We start from the raw sequence: 21,105 nt of genomic DNA on the forward strand, positions 1-21,105 counted from the left end.
CGGTTCGCCCGGATTCACGCGATGGTGTGATCATCTGCGTCCCGGTGGATGCCCCGGCGGGCGCGGGGGTAGGGCCCGGCCATGACGCAGCCGTTCGAACTCCCGCACTTCTACATGCCGTATCCCGCGCGGCTGAACCCGCATCTCGACACCGCCCGCTCCCACTCCGCCGTGTGGGCGCGCGAGATGGGCATGCTGGAGGGGTCCGGGATCTGGACCCAGGCCGACCTCGACGCGCACGACTACGGCCTGCTCTGCGCCTGCACCCACCCCGACTGCGACGCGGACGCCCTCTCGCTCATCACCGACTGGTACGTGTGGGTGTTCTTCTTCGACGACCACTTCCTGGAGACGTTCAAGCGCAGCCAGGACCGCGCGGGCGGCAAGGCCCATCTGGACCGGCTGCCGTCGTTCATGCCGCTGGACCTCCACACCCCCGTGCCGGAACCGCAGAACCCCGTCGAGGCGGGCCTCGCCGATCTGTGGGCGCGCACGGTGCCGTCGATGTCGGCCGACTGGCGCCGCCGTTTCGCCGTGGCCACCGAGCATCTGCTGAACGAGTCCCTGTGGGAGCTGTCCAACATCAACGAGGGGCGGATCGCCAACCCCGTCGAGTACATCGAGATGCGCCGCAAGGTCGGCGGCGCCCCCTGGTCGGCGGGGCTGGTGGAGTACGCGACCGCCGAGGTGCCCGCGTCCGTCGCCGGATCCCGGCCGCTGCGGGTGCTGATGGAGACCTTCTCGGACGCCGTGCACCTGCGCAACGACCTGTTCTCCTACCAGCGGGAGGTCGAGGAGGAGGGCGAGAACAGCAACGGTGTCCTCGTGCTCGAGACCTTCTTCGGCTGCACCACCCAGGAGGCCGCCGACACCGTCAACGACGTCCTCAGCTCACGGCTCCACCAGTTCGAGCACACCGCGCTCACCGAAGTGCCCGCGCTGGCCCTGGAGAAGGGGCTGACCCCGGCCGAGGTCGCGGCGGTGGCGGCCTACACCAAGGGCCTTCAGGACTGGCAGTCCGGCGGCCACGAATGGCACTTGCGCTCCAGCCGGTACATGAACGAGAACGCCGTCGCCCCGGGCGGGCAGGGACTCGGCGCGCTGGGCACGTCGGCGTCCGACGTGCGCGCGCTGCTCGCCTCGGCGGGCGTCCAGCGGCTGAGGGCCTGGACGCACCGGCCGTTCCAGAAGGTCGGTCCGTCCCGTATCCCCGACATCCGCATGCCGTACCCGCTCCGGCTCAACTCCGGCCTGGACGCAGCGCGTGCCCGTCTGCTGCCATGGACGCGGGAGATGGGCATGATGAGTGAGGGCGTCTGGGACGAGGACAAACTCGCCGCCTACGACCTCGCGCTGTGCTCCGCCGGGCTGGACCCGGACGGTTCCGCGGAAGCCCTCGACCTCAGCGCGCGGTGGCTGGCCTTCGGCACCTACGGCGACGACTACTACCCGCTGGTCTACGGGCACCGCCGCGACCTCGCCGCCGCCCGGCTCACCACCGAGCGCCTGTCGGCCTGCATGCCGCTCACCGGAGAACAGCCGATCGTCCCGGTCAACGCCATGGAGCGCAGCCTCATCGACCTGTGGGCGCGCACCACCGTCGGCATGGACGAGGACGCCCGCCGGGGGCTGAAGAACGCCGTGAACGTGATGACGGAGTCCTGGGTGTGGGAGGTGGCGAACCAGATCCAGCACCGCATCCCCGACCCCGTCGACTACCTGGAGATGCGCCGCGCCACCTTCGGCTCCGACATGACCATGAGCCTGTGCCGCATGGGTCACGGGCCGTCGGTCCCGCCGGAGGTCTACGGCAGCGGGCCGGTCCGCTCCCTGGAGAACGCGGCCATGGACTTCGCCTGCCTCCTCAACGACGTCTTCTCGTACCAGAAGGAGATCGAGTACGAGGGCGAGATCCACAACGCGGTCCTGGTCGTGCAGAACTTCTTCGGCATCGACTATCCGGCCGCCCTGGACATCGTCGGCGATCTGCTGAACCAGCGCATGGAGCAGTTCGAGCACGTGCTCGCCACCGAGATCCCCGTGGTGTGCGAGGACTTCTCCCTCTCGGACGAGGAGCGGGCCGGGCTGGACGCGTACGTCACCGCGCTGCAGAACTGGATGGCGGGCATCCTGAACTGGCACAGGTCGGTGAACCGCTACAAGTCCGAGTGGCTGGCGAGCCGCGCCCACGCCTTCCTCCCGGACCGCGCCCCCGCGACCCCCGTCCCGGCCATCCCCGTCACCGCGTGGGTCAGCTGACCGCCCGGACCTTCTCGGCCGTCGCCTCGGCGAGTTCCCGTACGCCCCGGGCGGCGGCCTGTGAGAGTCCGCCGCGTATCTCCTCCGCTGCGGCCAGCAGGACGCGGGCCTTCGCCGACACGCCGGCGTCGGCCAGGGCGCCGCTCAGGGCGTAGTGCTCCTCGGCGACGAACAGACCCAGGCTGACCTGCCGCCAGTGCCGCACCGAGGCGTCCCCGGGATTGTTCAGGGCGTCCCGCACGCGGGCCAGCGAGCCCGCGGCGCGCTCCAGCTCACCGGTGCGGCGCTCCAGGGCGGCCTGGTCCAGGCGGGCGGAGGCGCCGTCCCACGCGCTGTCCTGGAGGGCGGCGTACAGCCGCTGGGCCCGCAGCGCCTGCGCGAGGTCGCCCAGCCGCTCGAACTGCTCGGCCAGTTCCCGCAGCGGAGAGGGGTCCAGCCGCGCCGGATCGTCCGGGCGCCGCAGCAGGCTCTGCTCCACCTCGATCGCGTCCAGCCGGCGGATCAGCGCCACCCGGGCGAGTCCCGCCAGCCCCTGGTCCAGTGCCAGGCCGGTCCAGGTGGACGCGGGCTCGTCGGCGGGGTCCGAGCCGAACAGAGCCTGGTCCATCTCGCGTGCCCACTGCCGCAGTTCGGCGCCGTCGGCATCCGGTCCGGGCACATCGCTCAGTCCGCAGTGCGTGTCGTGGTCCGTCTCCCGGACCTCGTGCAGCAACGGCAGATCGCGGGGATCCCCGTGCAGGCCCACCAGGACGGCGGCGAGCCGCAGTTCCTCCGTCATCGACGAGGACGCCTCCGCTCGCAGCAGACGCCGCAGCACCCCCTGATCGCCGTCCGCGCGGTCGAACTGGGCCGCGCGCAGGGCCAGTCGGCGCCGCACCGGATCCGTGGTCACCGCCTCCAGGGCCGCATGGTCGCCGTCCCGCAGCAGCGCCAGATCGGCGCGGCCCCGCGCCAGCACCGGCTCCCACAGGGGCGGCCTGGGCAGGTCGTCGAGGAGGTCGTAGGCCCGGTGCTCCGTGCCGTGGAGCAGCACGAAGTCCGGCTCGGTGCGCAGCAGCGCGGCGTGCAGCATCCCCACCAGCTCGACCGGGGAACGCTCGGGAAAGCCCAGCGCTGCGCGCAACTCGGCCCGCTCCGCGTCGATACCGTAGTGCTCCCGGATCTCGTCCTCGGCCTCCGTGACCCGCGCGAGGATCTTCTCCTCGCCGTCCTGGGGCGACAGATCGGTGCAGGAGCCCCAGCCGGGCAGGCCGACCAGGATCTCCAGCGCCTCGTCGACGCTCGATCCGATGATCCCGGCCGCGCCCTCGGAGGAGGCGTAGAGCATCGAGCCGTCCGCGCACACGAAGTAGGTGCCGCCGGTGTCGTCGCCCGCCACCACCTCCAGGGGGCCGCCCGAGGCCAGCCGGACCGGCTCGACATGGCCGTGCGCCGCGCGGTCCAGGTCGAAATCGAACGGGAAGGCGGCCAGGGAGGCCAGCCGGCGGTCCTGCCGCAGCAGCCGCAGCGCGTGATCGGTCATGTCGCGGAACGTAACAGCCGCCACTGACAGCGGCGTCGGCCGCACCAGGAATACCACTGCCGTCTTCTCGGACACGAGGACGTGGGCATGATGCGGCCGTTCGTGGTCATGCCGCCCGAGGCGCTGAAGTGCGACCACGGCGGGGCGCACGGCGGCCACGGGGAGGGGCACACGGGCTGACCCGCAGGGATCACACGGGCTGAGCCGCAGGGGGCAGACGGGCTGACCGTGCCTCCCGCGCGGCGGCGTGTTCGGCCGCGGCTCGCGCCAGGGCCCGGATCACCGGGTGCGGACGCGAGCCGTCGCCGGACAGTTCCGGCTGGAAGAGCGTCGCCACGAAGAAGGGGTGCCCCGGCAGTTCGGCGATCCGCACGGCGCCGTTCTCGTCGTGACCCGAGAACCGCAGCCCGTGCCCGCGCAGCGTGTCGAGGTGCCGGGAGGGACCGTAGCGGCAGGAGTAGCGCTCGACCGTGCGCTCGACGCCGAGGAGGGAATGGACCAGGGAGCCCGGCTCCAGCCGTACGGCGGCCTCGTGACCGGCCAGCGAGCAGGCGAGCGGCTCGATGAGGAAGTCGTCCGCGTCCGGGTCGTTCTCGGCGTGTGCGACCCGGGTCAGGCCGCACACCGCGCGGGCGAACTCCAGCAGCGCGTGCTGGAACCCGCCGCAGGTGCCGAGGAACGGGATGCCCTCCTCCCGCGCGGTGCGGATCGCGGCGAGCACGCCCGCCTCACTGCGGTACGGGCTGCCGGGCACCACCCACACCGCGTCGAACCCCCGTACCGCGCCGTCGGCTTCGGCGTCCTCGGAAGGGATCCAGTACGGGTCGAGGACGAGCCGGTCGCGGGTGGCGAGGGCGTCGAGCAGCCGCGGGACACGGGCGTGCGAGACGACGTTGGGGGTGCGGTCGCCGACCAGGGCGACCCGCGCGGCGCGCGGTGCGGTCTGTGTCATGGCGTTCATCCTCCGCGCGGCCTCTCGTTCACGTCCAACGATGATCTCTGCACGCTCGATAAGCGTTGCTGATGAGAGGCTGGCCCGCATGGACCCGCACCTCCTGCGCACCTACATCACCGTCGCCCGCCTCGCCTCCTTCTCGGAGGCCGCGCGCCAGCTGGGCTTCACCCAGTCCGCGGTGTCCCAGCACATCGCCGCCCTCGAACAGGACCTCGGCGCGCCCCTGCTCACCCGCCGCCCCGTGGCCCCCACCGCGGCCGGGGAACGGCTCCTCGAACACGCGGGCCCGCTGCTGCTCCGCCTCGACGCGGCCCGCGCGGACGTGGCCCGGATCGCGGCGGCGCCCCCGTACGGGCTGAGCCTGGCGGCCTGCCCGACCGCGCTCGGGCCCCGCGTCCTCGCGGCCCTCCCGGCGGCCGGTGTCACCCTGCGGGTGCTGGCCCGCGCGGAGATCCCCGCGGCCGTCGCCACCGGCACCGCGGACCTCGGCCTGGTCGACGGCCTGGCCGCGCCCAGCGACCCGCTGCGGCTGCCCGACGTGGCCCCGCTGACCACCGAGGGCGTCGGCGAGGAGCCGGTCTGCGTCCTGCTGCCCGTCACCCATCCGCTGGCCCGGCGCAACGGACTGCGCCTCGCCGACCTCGCCGACGCCCGCTGGCTGGACGCCCCCGACGCCGCCCTGCCGCTGGCCGAGCTGCGGGCCGCGGCGGGCGGCCGTGGTTTCCGCCCCGCCCTGCGGTACGAGGGCACCGACGTCCGCGCCCTCACCGCCCTGGCCGCCGCCGGGCACGGGCTGACCCTGCTGCCCCGCGCGGCGGCCGGCTCGGTGCCGGACGCGGTCGCCGTCCCCGTGGTCGCCCCGCGGGTCGTGCACCGCACGGAGCTGGTGTTCGGCGGAGCGCCCCGGGGAGCCGCCGCGGCGCTCGCGGAGGCACTGCGCGCCCGCGCGTGACCGGTCAGTCTCACTCGTTCGTGGCACGTCGTCCGCCGGAGCGCCGGGTAGAGCACCAGCCGGAGGCGATCCATGGAACAGACCGCGTTGCGACCCAAGCCGATGCCCGGACAGGAGCCCGGCGGCAGCCGGCCCGACGGCCCCGCCCGGCGCCCGCACGCCGCGCGCCGCCGCGGCCGACGGCTGACGACCCTGCTGCTCGGCCTGCTCGCCGGGACGCTCCTGGTGCTGTCCGGCGTCGGCCTCGGCACGGTGGGCGTGACGGTGCCAGGGATGAGCAAGCTCGCCGAACTCCAGCGGCAGACGCCGCAGCGGGCGCCTGGACCGGTGGCCCCGGGCGGCCCGTCCGCGTCGGCGCGCCCCGGCCCGTCCGCGCCACCCGGGGCCCCGGCGCCCTCCCCGTCGACCGCCGGAGCGATGCTCGGCCTGGAGGTGGTGGACGCCGGCAAGCCCGGCGCCCTGGTGGTGGGGGTCCACGTCCCGGGTCCCGGCCACTCGGCGGGCCTGTCCCGCGGTGACCTCCTCCTCACCTTCGACGGCACCCGGATCGACTCCGCGGCCGACCTGGCCCGTGCCGTCGGGCAGGCCCGGCCGGGCGAGGAGATCACGCTGACGGTGCGCCACGAGAGCGGCGGCTACCAGCAGCTCACGGCCGTCCCGGGCCTCGTGACCTGAGCCCGCGCGGAGCGGCGCGTCCCGCCGGGAGCGGCGCGTCGCGAACATCGCTGGCCGGCGCGAAAATCATTGGTCGGCGGCTCCCGCGCGGGGCCACGATGAGGCCCATGCTGAGCACCCTCCTCGCCTTCCTCGGCGCCTGCACCCTGATCGCCGCCTCGCCCGGACCGAGCACCGTGCTGATCATCAAGCAGTCGCTGCGCAGCCGCCGTTCCGGCCTCCTGACCGTGCTCGGCAACGAGACCGGCGTCTTCGTCTGGGGCGTGACCGCCGCCTTCGGCCTCACCGCCCTGCTCACGGCCTCCCAGGTGGCGTACGAGGTGATGCGCTACGTCGGCGCCGCCGTCCTCGTCTGGTTCGGCGTCCAGGCCCTGCGGCACGCTCACCGGATGCGGCACACCGGCGAGGCCGGGGAGGTCCGGCAGGACGCCGAGCGCAGCGGCTGGTCCGCCTATCGCGCGGGGCTGCTGCTCAACCTCGCCAACCCCAAGGCGGCCGTCTTCGCCCTGTCCTTCCTGCCGCAGTTCGTCCCCGAGGGCGCCCCGCATCTGCCCGCCATGGTCGGTCTCGCCGCGCTCTGGGCCGTCTTCGAGATCGGCTACTACAGCCTCTATGTGTGGTTCGTCGGCCGGATGAAGGCCGTCCTGTCCCGCGCGGGGGTGCGCCGGCGGCTGGAGCAGGTCTCCGGCGGCGTGCTGCTGCTCCTCGGCGTCCGGATGGCACTGGAGGGCTGACCCGTGGCCGCGGACCCGTCCGAAAGTCTCGAAAACGCCCCGCACCGGCTCGCGCCGCCCCCGCTGTCCGGGCAGGATGCTGCCCGTGGTTCCCGCACCCCCCAGGAGGCCCGGATGACCGGCAGCAGCACGCCCGCGCCCTTCACCGCCGACGACTACCGGTCCCGCATGGAGCGCGCCGCCCGGGCGGCCGCCGAAGCCGGGCTGGCCGGACTCCTCGTCGCCCCGGGCCCGGACCTCGTGTGGCTCACCGGCTACGCGCCCACCGCCACCACCGAACGGCTCACCCTGCTCGTCCTCGCCGCAGGCCGGGACCCCGTCCTCGTCGTCCCCACCCTGGAGGCCCCGGACGCCGAGAAGGCCGTCGGCGCTCCCGCGCTGACCCTGCGCGACTGGACCGACGGCAAGGACCCCTACGCCGCCACCGCCGCGCTCCTCGACGCGTCCGGCCGCTTCGGCGTCAGCGACAACGCCTGGGCCATGCACCTGCTGGGCCTGCAGAAGGCGCTGCCCGGCACCTCCTACGCCTCCCTCACCGAGGCCCTGCCCATGCTGCGCGCGGTGAAGGACGAGGCGGAACTGCGACTTCTCGCGGCGGCGGGAGCCGCCGCCGACGCAACGTTCGAGGAGATCCGGAACGTTCCCTTCGCCGGCCGCCGGGAGTCCGAGATCGCCGCCGACCTCGCCGCCCTGCTGCGCCGGTTCGGACACGATCAGGTCGACTTCACCATCGTCGCCTCCGGCCCCAACGGCGCCAATCCGCACCACGAGGTCGGCGACCGGGTCGTCGAGCGCGGCGACATGGTCGTCCTCGACTTCGGCGGCCTCAAGGACGGCTACGGCTCCGACACCTCCCGCACGGTCCACGTCGGCGAACCCACCGATGAGGAACGCCGGGTCCACGACATCGTCCGCGAGGCGCAGGAGGCGGGCTTCCGCGCGGTGCGGCCCGGCGTCGCCTGCCAGGAGGTCGACCGGGCGGCCCGCGCGGTCATCACCGACGCCGGATACGGCGAGTACTTCATCCACCGCACCGGGCACGGCATCGGCGTCACCACGCACGAACCGCCGTACATGATCGAGGGCGAGGAGCAGGCCCTGGTGCCCGGCATGTGCTTCTCCGTGGAGCCCGGCATCTATCTCCCCGGCCGGTTCGGCGTCCGCATCGAGGACATCGTGACCGTGACCGAGGACGGCGGCCGTCGTTTGAACAACACCCCGCGCGAGATGGTGACAGTGGGCTGACGCACTCCACGAACCCGACCCCGCACGCCCGACGCACGACAACGGCCGACCATGACCCAGGCACCGACACCCACCGCGGACACCGTCCGCCGACTGGTCCGCTCCCTGCTCAAGGAGGGCGCGGACACGGCCGCAGGCCCCGACGTCCGGCCGGTCGGCGACGCCGCGGAGCCCGCCACCTGGTGGGTCGGCACCCGCCATGTGCTGCGCCTCGCGCCGGACGCCGAGGCGGCCGTCCGGCAGCGCCGCGAACTGCGGGTGCGCGACCTGGTCCGGCCGCACCTCCCGGTGGCCGTGCCGACCAGCGTGGCGTACGGCGAGTGGGCGCCCGGACTCAGCTGCACGCTCGACACCAAGGTGCCCGGCGGCTCCGGCGAGGAGCACGACGTCTCCGCCCTCGGCGAGGCCGACCTCGCCGGGCTGCTCACCGGCCTGCGCGAGGTGCCGCTGCGGCAGGCCGAGGCGCTGGGCGTGCCGCGCACCGCCCCGCGCTCGCTGGAGGCGTTGCGCCGGGCCGCCGGACAGGCCGCCGAACGCCTCGCCGCGGCCGACGAGTTCGACCCGGCGCGGCTGCGGCAGCTCACCCCGCCCGCCGCCGGCCAGCTCGCCGCGCAGCCCGGCGGCGCGGTCCTGGTCCACCACGGTCTCACCGGCGAGCACCTGGTGGTCAGCGGCGACGGACGGGTGCGCGGTGTGCTCGGCTGGGCCGACACGGTCATCGGCGACCCGGCCGAGGACATCGCCGGGCTCGCCCGCGCGGTCGGCGCGCCGGCCGCCGTCCGCGCCGCGACCCTCGCCGGCTACGGCGCCCGGCCCTGTCTGCGCGGCCTCTGGCTGGCCCGCTGCGACAGCGTCCTCCGCCTCGCCGACACCCTCTCCGGCCGCCCGGTCGCCCCCCTGCGCCTCCTGCGCTCCCAACTCCGCCGGGCCTGGGAACCGATCCTCCTGGAACGCGTGACGGACCTTCGGGAGGCCGGGGCCGACGACACTCCCTAGGCCTGTCTGACAACTCCCTCCTCCGCGGCGCCTGGCACGCCCCAGCGGGCACCGGGCGGTGCCCGCTTCCTGGCAGGGTTCACGGCACCTGCTGGGCGGACCGCCCGCGTCACCCGGCTCCTTCGGACGGAGGCGCGCCGCACGCCCAGGTCCGTTCGACCGCGCCCCGCGCGTTTCCGCTCGGCGGTCCGCGGACCGTTCCCCACCCAGCCGCCGAGCGGGCACGCGTGCCCGCTCGGCGCGCGGCCCCTGTCAGGCACCCGTGGCCGCCACGCCCCCGCTCACGGCTGCGCCAGCACCACGCAGGACTCCCCGGGCACCCGCAGGCGGCCCTCCGCGTCCAGGGTGTCCACCGGCTCCCACGCGGCCAGCACCTGGGCCGGGCGGCTGCCCAGGGGGATCGTCGCGGGTTCCGCCGCGAAGTTCACGACCACGCACACATCGCCGCGCCGGAACGCGAGCCAGCGGGCCTGCTCGTCGTAGGCCACCTTGATGTCGGTGAGGTCGGGATCGGTGAGGTCGGGCTGCTGGTGCCGCAGCTCGACGAGGCGGCGGTACCAAGCCAGCACGCGCGCGTGGGGCTCGCGTTCCGGCTCCGACCAGTCCAGGCACGAGCGCTCCCGGGTCGCCGGGTCCTGCGGGTCCGGGATGTCCTCCTCGGCCCACCCGTGCGTCGCGAACTCGCGCCGCCTGCCCCGCCGCACCGCCTCCGCCAGCTCGGGATCGGTGTGGTCGGTGAAGAACTGCCAGGGCGTGCCCGCCGCCCACTCCTCGCCCATGAACAGCATCGGGGTGAACGGCGCGGTCAGGGTCAGCGCGGCGGCGCAGGCCAGCAGCCCGGGGGAGAGGGCGGCGGACAGCCGGTCGCCCTGGGCCCGGTTGCCGACCTGGTCGTGGGTCTGGCTGTAGCCGAGCAGCCGGTGCGCGGCCACCCGGGCGCGGTCCAGGGGACGCCCATGGCGTCGGCCGCGGAAGCTGGAGTACGTGCCGTCGTGGAAGAACCCGCCGGTCAGTGTCTTGGCGAGGGCCTTGAGGGGAGCGCGCGCGAAGTCCGCGTAGTAGCCCTGCGACTCCCCGCTCAGCGCGGTGTGCAGAGCGTGGTGGAAGTCGTCGTTCCACTGCGCCTGGAGCCCGAGGCCGCCCTCCGCGCGCGGGGTGACCATCCGGGGATCGTTCAGCTCCGACTCCGCGATCAGGAACAGCGGCCGGCCGAGATCGGCGGACAGCCCGTCCACCGCCGTCGACAGCTCCTCCAGGAAGTGGCACGCGCGCGTGTCCACCAGCGCGTGCACCGCGTCCAGCCGCAGCCCGTCGATCCGGTAGTCCCGCAGCCACGCCAGCGCGCTGGCGATCAGATACGCGCGCACCTCGTCCGAGCCCGGCGCGTCCAGGTTCACCGCGGCACCCCACGGCGTGTGGTGTGTCTCGGTGAAGTACGGGCCGAACGCCGGAAGGTAGTTGCCGGACGGTCCGAGGTGGTTGTGGACGACGTCGAGGACCACGCCGAGCCCCAACTCATGGGCCCGGTCGACAAATCGCTTCAGTCCCTCGGGGCCGCCGTACGGCTCGTGCACCGCCCACAGCGAGACCCCCTCGTACCCCCAGCCGTGCCGTCCCGGGAACGGGCACAGCGGCATCAACTCGACGTGGGTCACACCCAGTTCGGCGAGATGGTCCAGCCGCTCGGCCGCCGCCTCCAGAGTGCCCTCGCGCGTGTACGTGCCCACGTGCAACTCGTAGAGGACCGCCCCCGGCAGCGGACGCCCCGGCCACTCCGTGCGCCACGCGTACCGCCCGTGGTCGACGACCGCGCTCATCCCGTCCGGGCCGTCCGGCTGCCGGCGCGACCGCGGGTCGGGGAGAACGGGGCCGTCGTCCACCGCGAAGCCGTACCGGGTGCCGTCCCGGGCCTCCGCCTCGGCGGCCCACCACCCCGCGCGTTCCGGATCGCGCTCCATCACGTGCGTGACCCCCTCGCAATGGAGCGTCACTCGGCCGGCCTGCGGTGCCCACACCTCGAACTGCACGGACGGTTCCCCTTCGTCTGCTCACCGTGATGTAGCCCGTCCATGGTGCGTCAAAAGAGATCAATCCGCTTTTGAATCCTCCCTTTTGCGGGAGGTGTCGTCAGGTACGCGCGCGTGGGGACCGTTTCTCCGTTTTCTGGACACCCGGGGTTCACTGACCGACAATCACCAGCGTGACGTCGTCCTTCGAGTTCCCGACCTCTCTCCCGCGCCCTTCGGACGCGGAGCGCGACCATGCGCTGAAGGTCCTGCGGGACGGCGTCGCCGTGGGCCGTCTGTCCCACGACACGTTCGTCCGGCGGATGGAACTCGCCCTCGCCGCCCGCCGCGCCGACGAGCTGGCCGCCCTCACCGCCGACCTGCCCACCGAGGGGCGGTTCTCGCGGGTGGTGTTCGGCACCGTCGAGGCGGTCTCCGGCTTCTCCGCGCGGCTGCGCCGGGCCTGGCAGGCCGAGCGGCTGCCCAAGCTGCTGCTGCCGCACCCGGCGGTCGGCGGCTCGCTGCGGATCGGCCGCGACCCCGCGAGCGGCCTCAGGCTGACCCACGAGACGGTCTCCCGCATACACGCGGAACTGAGCCGCCAGGGCGGCATGTGGATCCTCCGGGACCTCGGCTCCACCAACGGCACCGTCGTCAACGGCCGCCGCGTCATCGGCGCCACCGTCGTCCGCGAGGGCGACCAGGTGTCCTTCGGGCAGGTCGGCTTCCGGCTCGCCGCGCACTGAAGGGCGGCACATCCGGCCCCCTGCTCCCGTTCGGGTGAGCGGGACTGGGGTTCCGGGCCCGTCGTGCCGATGCACCGGGAATGACGTACACCCTCACAGTGAAGGCCGTCCGGCGCGGTCTGCCGGCGACGGCCGCCCTGTTCGCCGTGCTCGCCGCCGGAGCGGTACCCGCGCGGGCGGCGGCCGAGCCGGTCCGGGAGACCGGCCCGCGCACCTGGCTCCACCTCACCGTCACCCGGGGCGACATCCTTCCCCCGGGGCCGCGCCCCCTCCGGCCCGCGGGCCACCGCGACACGCGCGGCACCCTGCTGCTGTGCGAACCGCCCCTCGGGCACGGCCGGGCCGCCGAGGCCTGCGCCCAGCTGGACGCCGCGAACGGCGACATCCGCCGGATCCCGATGAGGAAGGGCACCTGCCCGATGGTCTACGCGCCGGTGACCGCCCAGGCGCGCGGCATGTGGCAGGGGCGGCCGGTCGACTACCGCGAGACGTTCTCGAACGCCTGCGCCATGGAGGCGGTGACGGGGGCGCTGTTCGCGCTCGACGGCTGACGGGAGGCGACGCGGACGGCGGTGCGAGCGGCGGGGCGCGGACGGCCGGTAGGCACGGCGGTCGGTGCGCGCCCCGGTCGGTGCGCGCCCCGGTCGGTACACGCGTGCGTGCGTGGTGGTGGGGCAGGGAGCAAAGGCCTCACGCCGCCCGTTCGCGCGCGTGCAGCGCCGCCGCGACGACCGTGCGGGACTGGTGCTCGACCTGGTGCTCCAGAGGCACCCAGCGGGCCCGGAACCGCTCCGCGAAGGCCTCGCTCCAGGTCGTCACGAGCTGCTCCAGCCGCGGCACGGCGCGGTCGTCGGCCTCGCGCAGCACCCGCAGCAGCATCGCCGCGGCCCGCAGCGGCAGCCGCCGGGCGAACGCGTCCACGCTGCCGACGTAGGCCATCGTGTGGCCCGCGGGCGGCGTGTGGGTCCAGTCCGCGGCCAGCCCCGGCACCAGCTCCAGCGCCCACCGTGCGGCCCGCAGCAGCGGCCCGTCGAGGCCGTCCAGCCGTGGCAGCGCCTCGGCGAGCACCTCCTCCACCTTCCACGCGTCCCGCAGCAGCCGGTCCGCGAGGCCCCGGATCGCCGCGGCCGGCGCGGGATGCGGCGCCGGGTCGTCCACCAGGTCGCTGGCCCACATGGGCACCTCGACGACCGCGGTGAGACCGCCGTAGCGGTGCGCGTGGTACCAGGTGCTGTGCCGCGCGTCGTCCGGCATGCTCGGATACGCCACCGCGCCGGGCGCGGGCATCACATGCACCCCGGGGCCCGAGGCGGGCCAGCCCGCGGCGTCCGAGGCACCCGTCTCCACCGGGATGTGCAGCTCCGCCGCCGACTTGCCGAACGGTTCCGCGAGCCCCGGTATGTCCCGGGTCAGCTGCACCCAGCTGCCGCCCAGGTCCGTCCCGTGCAGGGTCACCTGGAGGTAGGGGCGCAGTTCGTCGATCAGCCCGGTCAGGGCGCGCGTCTCGGGCGGCAGCCGGTCCGGGGGCAGCACGGCGGGCGACCACTCCGGTTGCTCCGGGCCCGCGGGCCGGAAGAACCCGCGGTGGTAGTCGAGCAGACTGCGCGGCGCCGGTGTGACGTGCAGGCTCGCGCCGTCCGGGTCCGCGCACAGCAGGAAATGCCAGGACGTGCCCGACCGCAGCGACTGCTCGGCCACCACCCGTTCGGCGAGCGCGAGGAGCGTGGAGCCGCCGGTCGGCTCGTTGGCGTGGGCGCCCGCGACGACGAGCACCGCACGGCGCGCACGGCCCACGGACAGTACATGCAGGGGGCGCCCCGCGCGGGACACACCCACCTCGCGCAGGGTGCACAAGCCGGGGTGCGAAGCGGCCAACCCGCGTGCGGAGGCGACCAGTTCGGCCACTGTGGGATAGCGCAGCTCCAGCAGGTGACTCACCCCCGTTTGTCCGCCCGGCTTCGCATCCGCAGTACCGCACGGTCCGGAGACGGTGTCAAGGACAGGGCAGGGGAGGCTCCAGGGGGCGCCCGGTTGCGCACACGGCGTGTGCGCGGGGGCGCCGGCCCCGGCTCACTGCTGGTGCAGCCCCCGCGCGGCGAGCGTCAGGAACGCCTCACCGACCGCCTCCGACAGCGTCGGGTGCGCGTGCACATGCCGGGCCACGTCACCGGGCTCGGCGTCCCAGCCGACGATGAGCTGGCTCTCGGCGATCATCTCGGACACCTGGGGGCCGACCAGATGGACGCCCAGCACCCGTCCGCCGCCCGCCTCGGCGACGACCTTCACCATCCCGCCCCGCCCGTGCACCATGCCCTTCGCCACGGCGGTCAGCGGCATCGTGTTCACCTCCACCTCGTGTCCCCGCGCGCGTGCCTCCGCCTCGCTCAGCCCCACCGCCGCCGTCTGCGGCGACGAGTACGTCACCCGGGGGACCGCCGCGTAGTCCACCGGCGCGGACGGCACCCCCGCCAGGGTCTCCGCCACCAGCAGGCCCTCCGCGAAGGAGGCGTGGGCCAGCCCGAGGGACGGCGGCGGCAGCAGGTCACCCACGACATGCACCCCGGGCACGGCCGTCTCCAGCCGGTCCCAGTCCGCCGGGGCGACGAACCCCCGCTCGTCCGCCGCGAGGCCCGCGGCGGCCAGGTCCAGGCCCTCGGTGACCGGGACCCGGCCGACGGCCACCAGCAGCCGCTCCGCCTCGACCGTACGGACCTCGCCGCGCGCGGTGCGCACCCGCGCGCGTACGCCGTCGTCCAGCAGCTCCGCGTCCAGCAGCCGGGCGCCCGTCTGCACCTCGATGCCGCGCTTCTTCAGACCGCGCGTCAGATGCCGGGAGACATCGGCGTCCTCCAGCGGCACGATCCGGTCGGCCGCCTCCACCAGGGTGACCCGGGCGCCCATGGAACGGTGGAACGAGGCGTACTCGACCCCGATCGCGCCGCCGCCGAGCACCAGGACGGAGGCCGGCAGCGCGGGCGCGAACAACGCGTCGTCGCTGGTCACCACGCGGCGCCCGTCGGGAGCGAGCGCGGGGAGCGCGCGCGGGCGGGAGCCGGTGGCGAGCACGATGCCCCGGCGCGCGGTGAACTCCCGCGCGCCGGCGGCCGGGTCCTCGCCCACCGCGCGGATCGAGCGCGGTCCCGTGAGGCGCGCGCTGCCCCGTACGACCTGCACGCCCGCGTGTGCGAGATGCGCCTCCACGCCCCGGTGGTTGCGGGCCACGATGTCGTCGCGGGTGGCGACCAGCGCAGACCAGTCGACCGCGTCCAGGGTCGCCTTCACACCCCACCGCTCACGCGCTTCCGCGATCCCGTCCACCAGTTCGGCGGCGTGCAGCATCGCCTTGCTCGGGATGCAGCCGCGGTGCAGACAGGTACCGCCCACCTTGTCGCGCTCCACGAGCACCACCTGGAGACCGAGGGCCGCGGCGCGCAGGGCGGTGCTGTAGCCGCCGGTGCCGCCGCCGATGACGATGACGTCCGCTGTGTTCATGCGCCCAGCCTCCGCCCGGCCCTTGCCATGCGTCCAAGGCAATGTTCTTGTGGAACCGATGAACGATGTTCATGGCAGCAGGCGAGGCAGCCCACCGGGGATGGGGACGGGGATGGGGACGGGGACGGTCCGGGGATGAGCCTGCGTCAGATGGAGTACTTCCTGACCGTCGTCGAGGAGGGCTCCTTCACCCGCGCGGCCGAGGCGCTGCACGTCACCCAGCCGGCCCTCTCGCACCAGATCAAGGCCCTGGAGCGGTCCGTCGGCGGCGCGCTCCTGGAGCGCCTGCCGCGCGGAGTGCGTCTGACGCCGATGGGACGCGCCTTCCGGCCGCACGCCGAACTGGCCGTCCGCAGCGCCGCCCAGGCCCGCCGCGCGGCCCGCGCCACCGCCGGTGCCGAAGGCGGCGAACTGCACATCGCGGCCGTCCACGCCCTCGCGGTCGGCGTCCTGCCGGAGGTCTTCGCCCACTGGCGCACCGCCCACCCGGGCGTCCTGCTGCGGCTGCACGAGTACACCGAGACCGCGTCCCTCCAAGAGGCCGTCGAGCGCGGCGCGGCGGACCTGGCCGTCGGCCCCGCCCCCGCCGACTGGCCCGGTACGGCCCTCACCGTCGGCGAGGAGGAGATCGTCCTCGTGGTGCCGTTCGACGACCGCTTCGCCGGCCGTACGACGGTGACGCTGCCCGAACTCGCGGACCGACCCTGGGTGCGCTGCGCCATGGAACCCGTCGTCCGCGGCGAGCGCATCCTCGACTGGGCCTGCGGCCGGGCCGGTTTCACGCCACGCACCGCGGTGTGGACCGAGCACAGCTCCACGGCGGTGCGGATGGCCGCCGCCGGGGTCGGCGTGTGCGCCGTACCCTCGCACGTCGTGCACGGCGCCGTCGGCGAGGACTGCGTGGTGCTGTCACCCGACCCGCCGTGGATCCGACCGCTGAGCGTCTTCTCCCGCGTCCCGCCGACCGGCGTGGCCGAAGCCTTCGTGGACCTCCTGCGCGCCCGTTTCCCGGCCGGCGAGGCCACCGCGCCGCCCGCTTCGGTTCCGGCTCCCCCGGCCCACCCCGCGCCCGCGGGCACCGCCCCCATGCCGGCCGCTTCGGCACCGGCCGCTTCGGCACCGGCCGCCCCGGCGTAAGCCTCGGCCCCGCCACTCACGCCGGCCGCACGCCCTCCCGCCGCGCCCTTAATCCCCGTCCCCGATACGTTCCAGCAGCGCCACCGGCAGCCGCTCGAACAGGTCCTCCACGCGTGCGTGCCCGCTGAACTCCCGCCCCGGCGTCAGCACGTCGGCCCAGCGGCCCGCCGGCAGCGCCAGCCGGGTGTCGTGCCAGCCGCCCCTCTCCGCCAGCCGCAGCGACAGGCGGGTGACGGCGGTGACCACCTCTCCGGAGCGGGCGTACGCCAGGACGTGGTCCGCCGCGGGACCCTCGGCGGTCAGCGGGGCGTACGTCGCCGCCTCGCCGAACACCTCGGGCCGCCGCGCCCGCAGCCGCAGTGCCGCCGCCGTCAGCGCGCCCTTGTCGCCGGACTCCTCGGGCGGGAACCGTACGAGCCGCCGGTTGTCCGGATCGACGAGGGTCCGGCACTCGGCCTCGGTGCCCTGGTACACGTCCGGCACGCCCGGCATCGTCAGATGGACCAGCGCCCCGCCCAGCACATTGGCCCGGATGTGCGGCTCCAGCTCGCGCCGCAGCCGGGCGACCCGCTCGCCGGGCGCCCCGCACGGCCCCGCCGCCAGGAACGCCGCCACGGCCTCCTCGTACGACGGCTCCTGCTCCGTCCAGCTGGTGTGCATCCCGGCCTCGCGCACATGCTTCAGCAGCGCCGCCCGCACCCGTTCCGGGTCCGCCGGTCCCAGCCCGAAGACGGTCTGCCAGGCGGCCCAGGCCAGCTGCCCGTCCGGCGCGCCCACGTCGGCGCGGCCGACCTCGCGCAGCACCTCCGACCAGCGCTCCGGGCACTCGGTGAGCACCATCAGCGCCGCCCGCACGTCCGCGCTGCGCTTGGTGTCGTGCGTCGAGACGACGGTCCCCGTGGTGGGCCAGTCGCGCTGCACGCGCGCGCAGTACGCGTGGAACTCCGCGGGCGACATGGCGGGGCGCCCCGGGTTCCCGCCCACCTCGGTCGCCGACAGCAACGGCACGTACCGGTAGAAGGCGGTGTCCTCGACGGACTTCGCGCGCAGCGCCGACGCGGTCTGCGCGAACCGGGTCCGGAACTCCAGCCGGTCCGGCCCGTCGCCGTGGCGCCCCAGCAGCAGCCCGCGGACGACGTCGACCGCCCCGGCCTCCTCCGGTACGGCGAACGCCGCGCGGGCCTCGGCCGCGTGCTCCTCGGTGACGACCAGGGCGGGGTCACCGGACTCGTAGGGCCGGTAGACCTCCAGCCGGACCAGCAGCTCCCGCAGCGCGCTGTGCAGCGCCCAGGGCGCCCGGTCGCGCAGGGCCGGATCCTGGGAGGTGGCGCACAGCCGGCTCGCCACCCGGGTCAGCCGGTCGACCTCGGTGGCCAGCTCGTGCTCCAGGACCCGGTACGCCGCCCGCCGCGCGGTGGCCTCCCAGTGCCCGCCCCGGTCGGTCTGCGGGGCCGCGAACCGCCGGTAGCGGGCGAGCAGGTCGGCGGCGCCCGCCGGGTCCGTGAAGACACCGTCGACGTGCCGCAGCGCGTCGTAGCCGGTGGTCCCCGCGACCGGCCAGGCGGCGGGCAGATGCTCGCCGTCGGAGAGGATCTTCTCCACGACCGTCCAGCGGCCACCGGTCGCCTCGTGCAGCCGCCGGAGGTAGCCGTCGGGGTCGGCGAGGCCGTCCGGGTGGTCGACGCGCAGCCCGTCCACGACCCCTTCGCGCAGCAGCCGCAGCAGGGTGGCGTGTGTGGCGTCGAACACCTCCGGGTCCTCCACCCGCACCCCGATCAGCTCCGAGATGCTGAAGAAGCGCCGGTAGTTCAGCTCGGTCCGGGCCAGCCGCCACCACACGGGGCGGTACCACTGCGCGTCCAGCAGCTGCGGCAATGGCAGGTCCTCGGTTCCTTCGCGGAGCGGGAACACCTGGTCGTGGTAGCGCAGCACGTCGCCGTCCACCCTCAGGTGCTCCAGGTCCGCCCCGAGCGGACGCCCGAGCACCGGCAGCAGCACCTGCCCGCCCTGCGCGTCCCAGTCGATGTCGAACCACCGCGCGTACGCCGACTTGGGACCCTCCCGGAGCACCTCCCACAGGGCACGGTTGTGCCGCGGTGCCATCGCCATGTGGTTCGGCACGATGTCCACCACGAGTCCGAGACCGTGCTCCCGCGCGGTGCGGGACAGCGCGCGCAGTCCCTCCTCGCCGCCCAGCTCCTCGCGCACGCGCGCGTGGTCCACGACGTCGTAGCCGTGCTGCGAGCCGGGGACGGCCTCCAGGACGGGGGACAGATGCAGATGCGAGACGCCGAGCGAGGCCAGGTAGGGCACGGCCGCCGCGGCGGCCCCGAAGGGGAACTCGGGCTGGAGCTGGAGCCGGTACGTAGCCGTGGGCACCGTGGGGTCAGGTCGCTCAGGGGTCATGAAAGGGTACGTACCCGCCCCGCCGGGTTTCGTGTCATCGCGGCCCGCCCGCACACCCGCGCGCGTGGCCGGTTTCGGGCGCTGAGAAGTCCGGGTCGCGCCATGCGCCGGGGACCTGCCGAGTCCGCCACGCGGTGCGGCGGCCCCTCCGCCGCACCGCCGCCGCCCGCCCCGGCAGGCCCCCCACGCGCGCGTACCCGAACGGCCCCCTAGGCGGGCCGCTGCAGCACCGTCAGGCTCCGGTCGACCAGTCGCAGCCGCTCCCCGGCCGCCACCTTGGCGCCGGTGCCCGGTGGCACCCCGTCCGGCTGGGCGGTGTCGACGACGACCTGCCACTGGCGGCCGTGGTCGACCGGCACCACGAAGTCCAGCGCCTTGGGGGAGGCGTTGAACATCAGCAGGAAGGAGTCGTCGGCGATGCGCTCCCCGCGCGGGCCCGGCTCGGAGATCGCGTTGCCGTTGAGGAACACGGTGAGGGCCGAGGCCTGTGCCGACTCCCAGTCCCGCTGGGTCATCTCCCGGCCCTCGGGGGTGAACCAGGCGATGTCGGACAGGTCGTCGTGCGTGCCCGCCACGGGCCGGCCGTGGAAGAAGCGCCGGCGCCGGAAGACGGGGTGGTCCTTGCGCAGCCACACCATCGCCCGGGTGAACTCCAGCATCTCGCGGCTCGGGCCCTCGCCGTCCGGCCAGGCCACCCAGGACAGCTCGCTGTCCTGGCAGTAGGCGTTGTTGTTGCCGCGCTGGGTGCGGGCGAACTCGTCACCGTGGCTGATCATCGGCACGCCCTGGGACAGCATCAGCGTGGCGATGAAGTTCCGCATCTGCCGGGCCCGCAGTTCCAGCACGGCGGGATCGTCGGTCTCGCCCTCCGCGCCGCAGTTCCAGGACCGGTTGTGGCTCTCGCCGTCGCGGTTGTCCTCCCCGTTGGCCTCGTTGTGCTTGTGGTTGTACGCGACGAGGTCGTGCAGGGTGAAGCCGTCATGGCAGGTGACGAAGTTGATGGAGGCCAGTGGTCGCCGCCCGTCGTCCTGGTACAGGTCGGACGAGCCGGTCAGCCGGGAGGCGAACTCCGCCAGGGTGCGCGGCTCGCCCCGCCACAGATCCCGCACGGTGTCCCGGTACTTGCCGTTCCACTCGGTCCACAGCGGCGGGAAGTTGCCCACCTGGTAGCCGCCCTCGCCCACGTCCCACGGCTCGGCGATCAGCTTCACCTGGGACACCACCGGATCCTGCTGGACCAGGTCGAAGAACGACGACAGCCGGTCCACCTCGTGGAACTGCCGGGCCAGGGTCGCGGCGAGGTCGAAGCGGAAGCCGTCGACGTGCATCTCGGTGACCCAGTACCGCAGCGAGTCCATGATCAGCTGGAGCACGTGCGGGGAGCGCATCAGCAGGGAGTTCCCGGTCCCCGTGGTGTCCATGTAGTAGCGCGGGTCGTCCGCGAGGCGGTAGTACTGCGCGTTGTCCAGTCCCCGGAAGGACAGCGTCGGGCCCAGGTGGTTGCCCTCGGCGGTGTGGTTGTAGACCACGTCGAGGATGACCTCGATGCCCGCCTCGTGCAGCGCGCGGACCGCCGACTTGAACTCCAGCACCTGCTGTCCGCGGTCGCCCCAGGAGGCGTACGCGTTGTGCGGGGCGAAGAAGCCGATGGTGTTGTAGCCCCAGTAGTTGTTCAGGCCCATGTCCACCAGGCGGTGGTCGTTGACGAACTGGTGTACGGGCATCAGCTCCAGGGCCGTCACTCCGAGTTCGGTGAGGTGTTCGATCAGCGCCGGGTGGGCCAGCGCGGCGTAGGTGCCGCGCAACTCCTCCGGCAGCCCTGGATGGCGCATGGTCAGACCCTTCACATGCGCCTCGTAGATCACCGTCTTGTGGTACTCGGTGCGGGGCCGCCGGTCGTCGCCCCAGTCGAAGTACGGGTTCACCACCACCGAGGTCATGGTGTGCGGGGCGGAGTCCAGATCGTTGCGCCGGTCGGGC

At 74.2% G+C, this 21,105-nt stretch carries 16 protein-coding genes; 9 read left to right on the forward strand and 7 right to left on the reverse strand.

The annotated features are described in order from the left end of the window. Positions 1 to 81: 81 nt before the first annotated feature. Complete coding sequence (gene cyc2 / locus VE614_RS32130; RefSeq protein WP_324945377.1) at positions 82 to 2,259, forward strand: germacradienol/geosmin synthase Cyc2; 2,178 nt, start codon at positions 82 to 84, stop codon at positions 2,257 to 2,259. On the opposite strand, the gene VE614_RS32135 is transcribed toward cyc2, so the two are convergent. Further along, positions 2,252 to 3,781, reverse strand: a complete 1,530-nt coding sequence (locus tag VE614_RS32135; RefSeq protein WP_324945381.1) for a hypothetical protein — start codon at positions 3,779 to 3,781, stop codon at positions 2,252 to 2,254. The genes cyc2 and VE614_RS32135 overlap by 8 nt on opposite strands. A gap of 190 nt (positions 3,782 to 3,971) precedes the next feature. Continuing rightward, complete coding sequence (locus VE614_RS32140) at positions 3,972 to 4,733, reverse strand: CTP synthase C-terminal region-related (seleno)protein (protein WP_324945384.1); 762 nt, start codon at positions 4,731 to 4,733, stop codon at positions 3,972 to 3,974. Between the two features lie 88 nt (positions 4,734 to 4,821). On the opposite strand from VE614_RS32140, the gene VE614_RS32145 reads away from it, so the two are divergent. From VE614_RS32145 to VE614_RS32165, 5 genes are all read left to right on the forward strand, one after another. Continuing rightward, positions 4,822 to 5,688 (forward strand): LysR family transcriptional regulator, encoded by an 867-nt coding sequence (locus VE614_RS32145; protein WP_324945387.1) that lies wholly within the window; start codon positions 4,822 to 4,824, stop codon positions 5,686 to 5,688. A gap of 72 nt (positions 5,689 to 5,760) precedes the next feature. After that, complete coding sequence (locus tag VE614_RS32150) at positions 5,761 to 6,363, forward strand: PDZ domain-containing protein (protein ID WP_324945391.1); 603 nt, start codon at positions 5,761 to 5,763, stop codon at positions 6,361 to 6,363. A 107-nt stretch (positions 6,364 to 6,470) separates the two neighbouring features. Next, positions 6,471 to 7,097, forward strand: coding sequence for a LysE family translocator (locus tag VE614_RS32155; RefSeq protein WP_324945394.1), 627 nt, complete (start codon positions 6,471 to 6,473; stop codon positions 7,095 to 7,097). 114 nt (positions 7,098 to 7,211) lie between these two features. Beyond that, entirely contained in the window at positions 7,212 to 8,342 is a 1,131-nt protein-coding gene (locus tag VE614_RS32160) for an aminopeptidase P family protein (RefSeq protein ID WP_324945398.1), read from the forward strand. 51 nt (positions 8,343 to 8,393) lie between these two features. Further along, positions 8,394 to 9,338 (forward strand): aminoglycoside phosphotransferase family protein, encoded by a 945-nt coding sequence (locus tag VE614_RS32165; RefSeq protein WP_324945401.1) that lies wholly within the window; start codon positions 8,394 to 8,396, stop codon positions 9,336 to 9,338. Between the two features lie 281 nt (positions 9,339 to 9,619). Here VE614_RS32165 and treZ read toward each other — a convergent pair whose 3' ends face one another. After that, complete coding sequence (gene treZ, locus VE614_RS32170; protein ID WP_324945404.1) at positions 9,620 to 11,365, reverse strand: malto-oligosyltrehalose trehalohydrolase; 1,746 nt, start codon at positions 11,363 to 11,365, stop codon at positions 9,620 to 9,622. A 173-nt stretch (positions 11,366 to 11,538) separates the two neighbouring features. Here treZ and VE614_RS32175 point away from each other — a divergent pair, with 173 nt between their 5' ends. Together VE614_RS32175 and VE614_RS32180 are read left to right on the forward strand one after the other, a co-directional pair. After that, complete coding sequence (locus VE614_RS32175; RefSeq protein ID WP_324945407.1) at positions 11,539 to 12,090, forward strand: DUF1707 and FHA domain-containing protein; 552 nt, start codon at positions 11,539 to 11,541, stop codon at positions 12,088 to 12,090. 80 nt (positions 12,091 to 12,170) lie between these two features. Next, entirely contained in the window at positions 12,171 to 12,641 is a 471-nt protein-coding gene (locus tag VE614_RS32180) for an SSI family serine proteinase inhibitor (protein ID WP_324945410.1), read from the forward strand. A 139-nt stretch (positions 12,642 to 12,780) separates the two neighbouring features. On the opposite strand, the gene VE614_RS32185 is transcribed toward VE614_RS32180, so the two are convergent. Then, positions 12,781 to 14,028 carry a M14 family zinc carboxypeptidase gene (locus tag VE614_RS32185; protein ID WP_324945413.1) on the reverse strand — a complete coding sequence of 416 codons (1,248 nt, stop codon included), beginning with the start codon at positions 14,026 to 14,028 and terminating at the stop codon, positions 12,781 to 12,783. 132 nt (positions 14,029 to 14,160) lie between these two features. Beyond that, positions 14,161 to 15,582, reverse strand: coding sequence for a dihydrolipoyl dehydrogenase (gene lpdA / locus VE614_RS32190; protein WP_324945416.1), 1,422 nt, complete (start codon positions 15,580 to 15,582; stop codon positions 14,161 to 14,163). A gap of 135 nt (positions 15,583 to 15,717) precedes the next feature. Here lpdA and VE614_RS32195 point away from each other — a divergent pair, with 135 nt between their 5' ends. After that, on the forward strand, positions 15,718 to 16,719 hold the full coding sequence (locus tag VE614_RS32195) for a LysR family transcriptional regulator (protein WP_324945419.1): 1,002 nt from the start codon (positions 15,718 to 15,720) through the stop codon (positions 16,717 to 16,719). Positions 16,720 to 16,767: 48 nt separating this feature from the next. On the opposite strand, the gene treY is transcribed toward VE614_RS32195, so the two are convergent. After that, positions 16,768 to 19,125 (reverse strand): malto-oligosyltrehalose synthase, encoded by a 2,358-nt coding sequence (treY, locus tag VE614_RS32200; RefSeq protein WP_324945422.1) that lies wholly within the window; start codon positions 19,123 to 19,125, stop codon positions 16,768 to 16,770. Positions 19,126 to 19,334: 209 nt separating this feature from the next. After that, positions 19,335 to 21,105: glycogen debranching protein GlgX (glgX, locus tag VE614_RS32205; protein WP_324945425.1), on the reverse strand; the 1,771-nt coding region annotated here is incomplete at its 5' end.

Source organism: Streptomyces sp., assembly GCF_035645055.1.
Lineage (GTDB): Bacteria > Actinomycetota > Actinomycetes > Streptomycetales > Streptomycetaceae > Streptomyces.

What these genes read in the sequence shown, in the direction of transcription:
- VE614_RS32145 (WP_324945387.1), top strand. Translation starts at nt 4,822, where the DNA reads ATGGACCCGCACCTCCTGCGCACCTACATCACCGTCGCCCGCCTCGCC.
- lpdA (WP_324945416.1), bottom strand. Translation starts at nt 15,582, where the DNA reads ATGAACACAGCGGACGTCATCGTCATCGGCGGCGGCACCGGCGGCTAC.
- VE614_RS32195 (WP_324945419.1), top strand. Translation starts at nt 15,718, where the DNA reads ATGAGCCTGCGTCAGATGGAGTACTTCCTGACCGTCGTCGAGGAGGGC.
- VE614_RS32180 (WP_324945410.1), top strand. Translation starts at nt 12,171, where the DNA reads ATGACGTACACCCTCACAGTGAAGGCCGTCCGGCGCGGTCTGCCGGCG.
- VE614_RS32140 (WP_324945384.1), bottom strand. Translation starts at nt 4,733, where the DNA reads ATGACACAGACCGCACCGCGCGCCGCGCGGGTCGCCCTGGTCGGCGAC.
- VE614_RS32155 (WP_324945394.1), top strand. Translation starts at nt 6,471, where the DNA reads ATGCTGAGCACCCTCCTCGCCTTCCTCGGCGCCTGCACCCTGATCGCC.
- VE614_RS32160 (WP_324945398.1), top strand. Translation starts at nt 7,212, where the DNA reads ATGACCGGCAGCAGCACGCCCGCGCCCTTCACCGCCGACGACTACCGG.
- treY (WP_324945422.1), bottom strand. Translation starts at nt 19,125, where the DNA reads ATGACCCCTGAGCGACCTGACCCCACGGTGCCCACGGCTACGTACCGG.
- VE614_RS32135 (WP_324945381.1), bottom strand. Translation starts at nt 3,781, where the DNA reads ATGACCGATCACGCGCTGCGGCTGCTGCGGCAGGACCGCCGGCTGGCC.
- VE614_RS32165 (WP_324945401.1), top strand. Translation starts at nt 8,394, where the DNA reads ATGACCCAGGCACCGACACCCACCGCGGACACCGTCCGCCGACTGGTC.
- cyc2 (WP_324945377.1), top strand. Translation starts at nt 82, where the DNA reads ATGACGCAGCCGTTCGAACTCCCGCACTTCTACATGCCGTATCCCGCG.
- VE614_RS32150 (WP_324945391.1), top strand. Translation starts at nt 5,761, where the DNA reads ATGGAACAGACCGCGTTGCGACCCAAGCCGATGCCCGGACAGGAGCCC.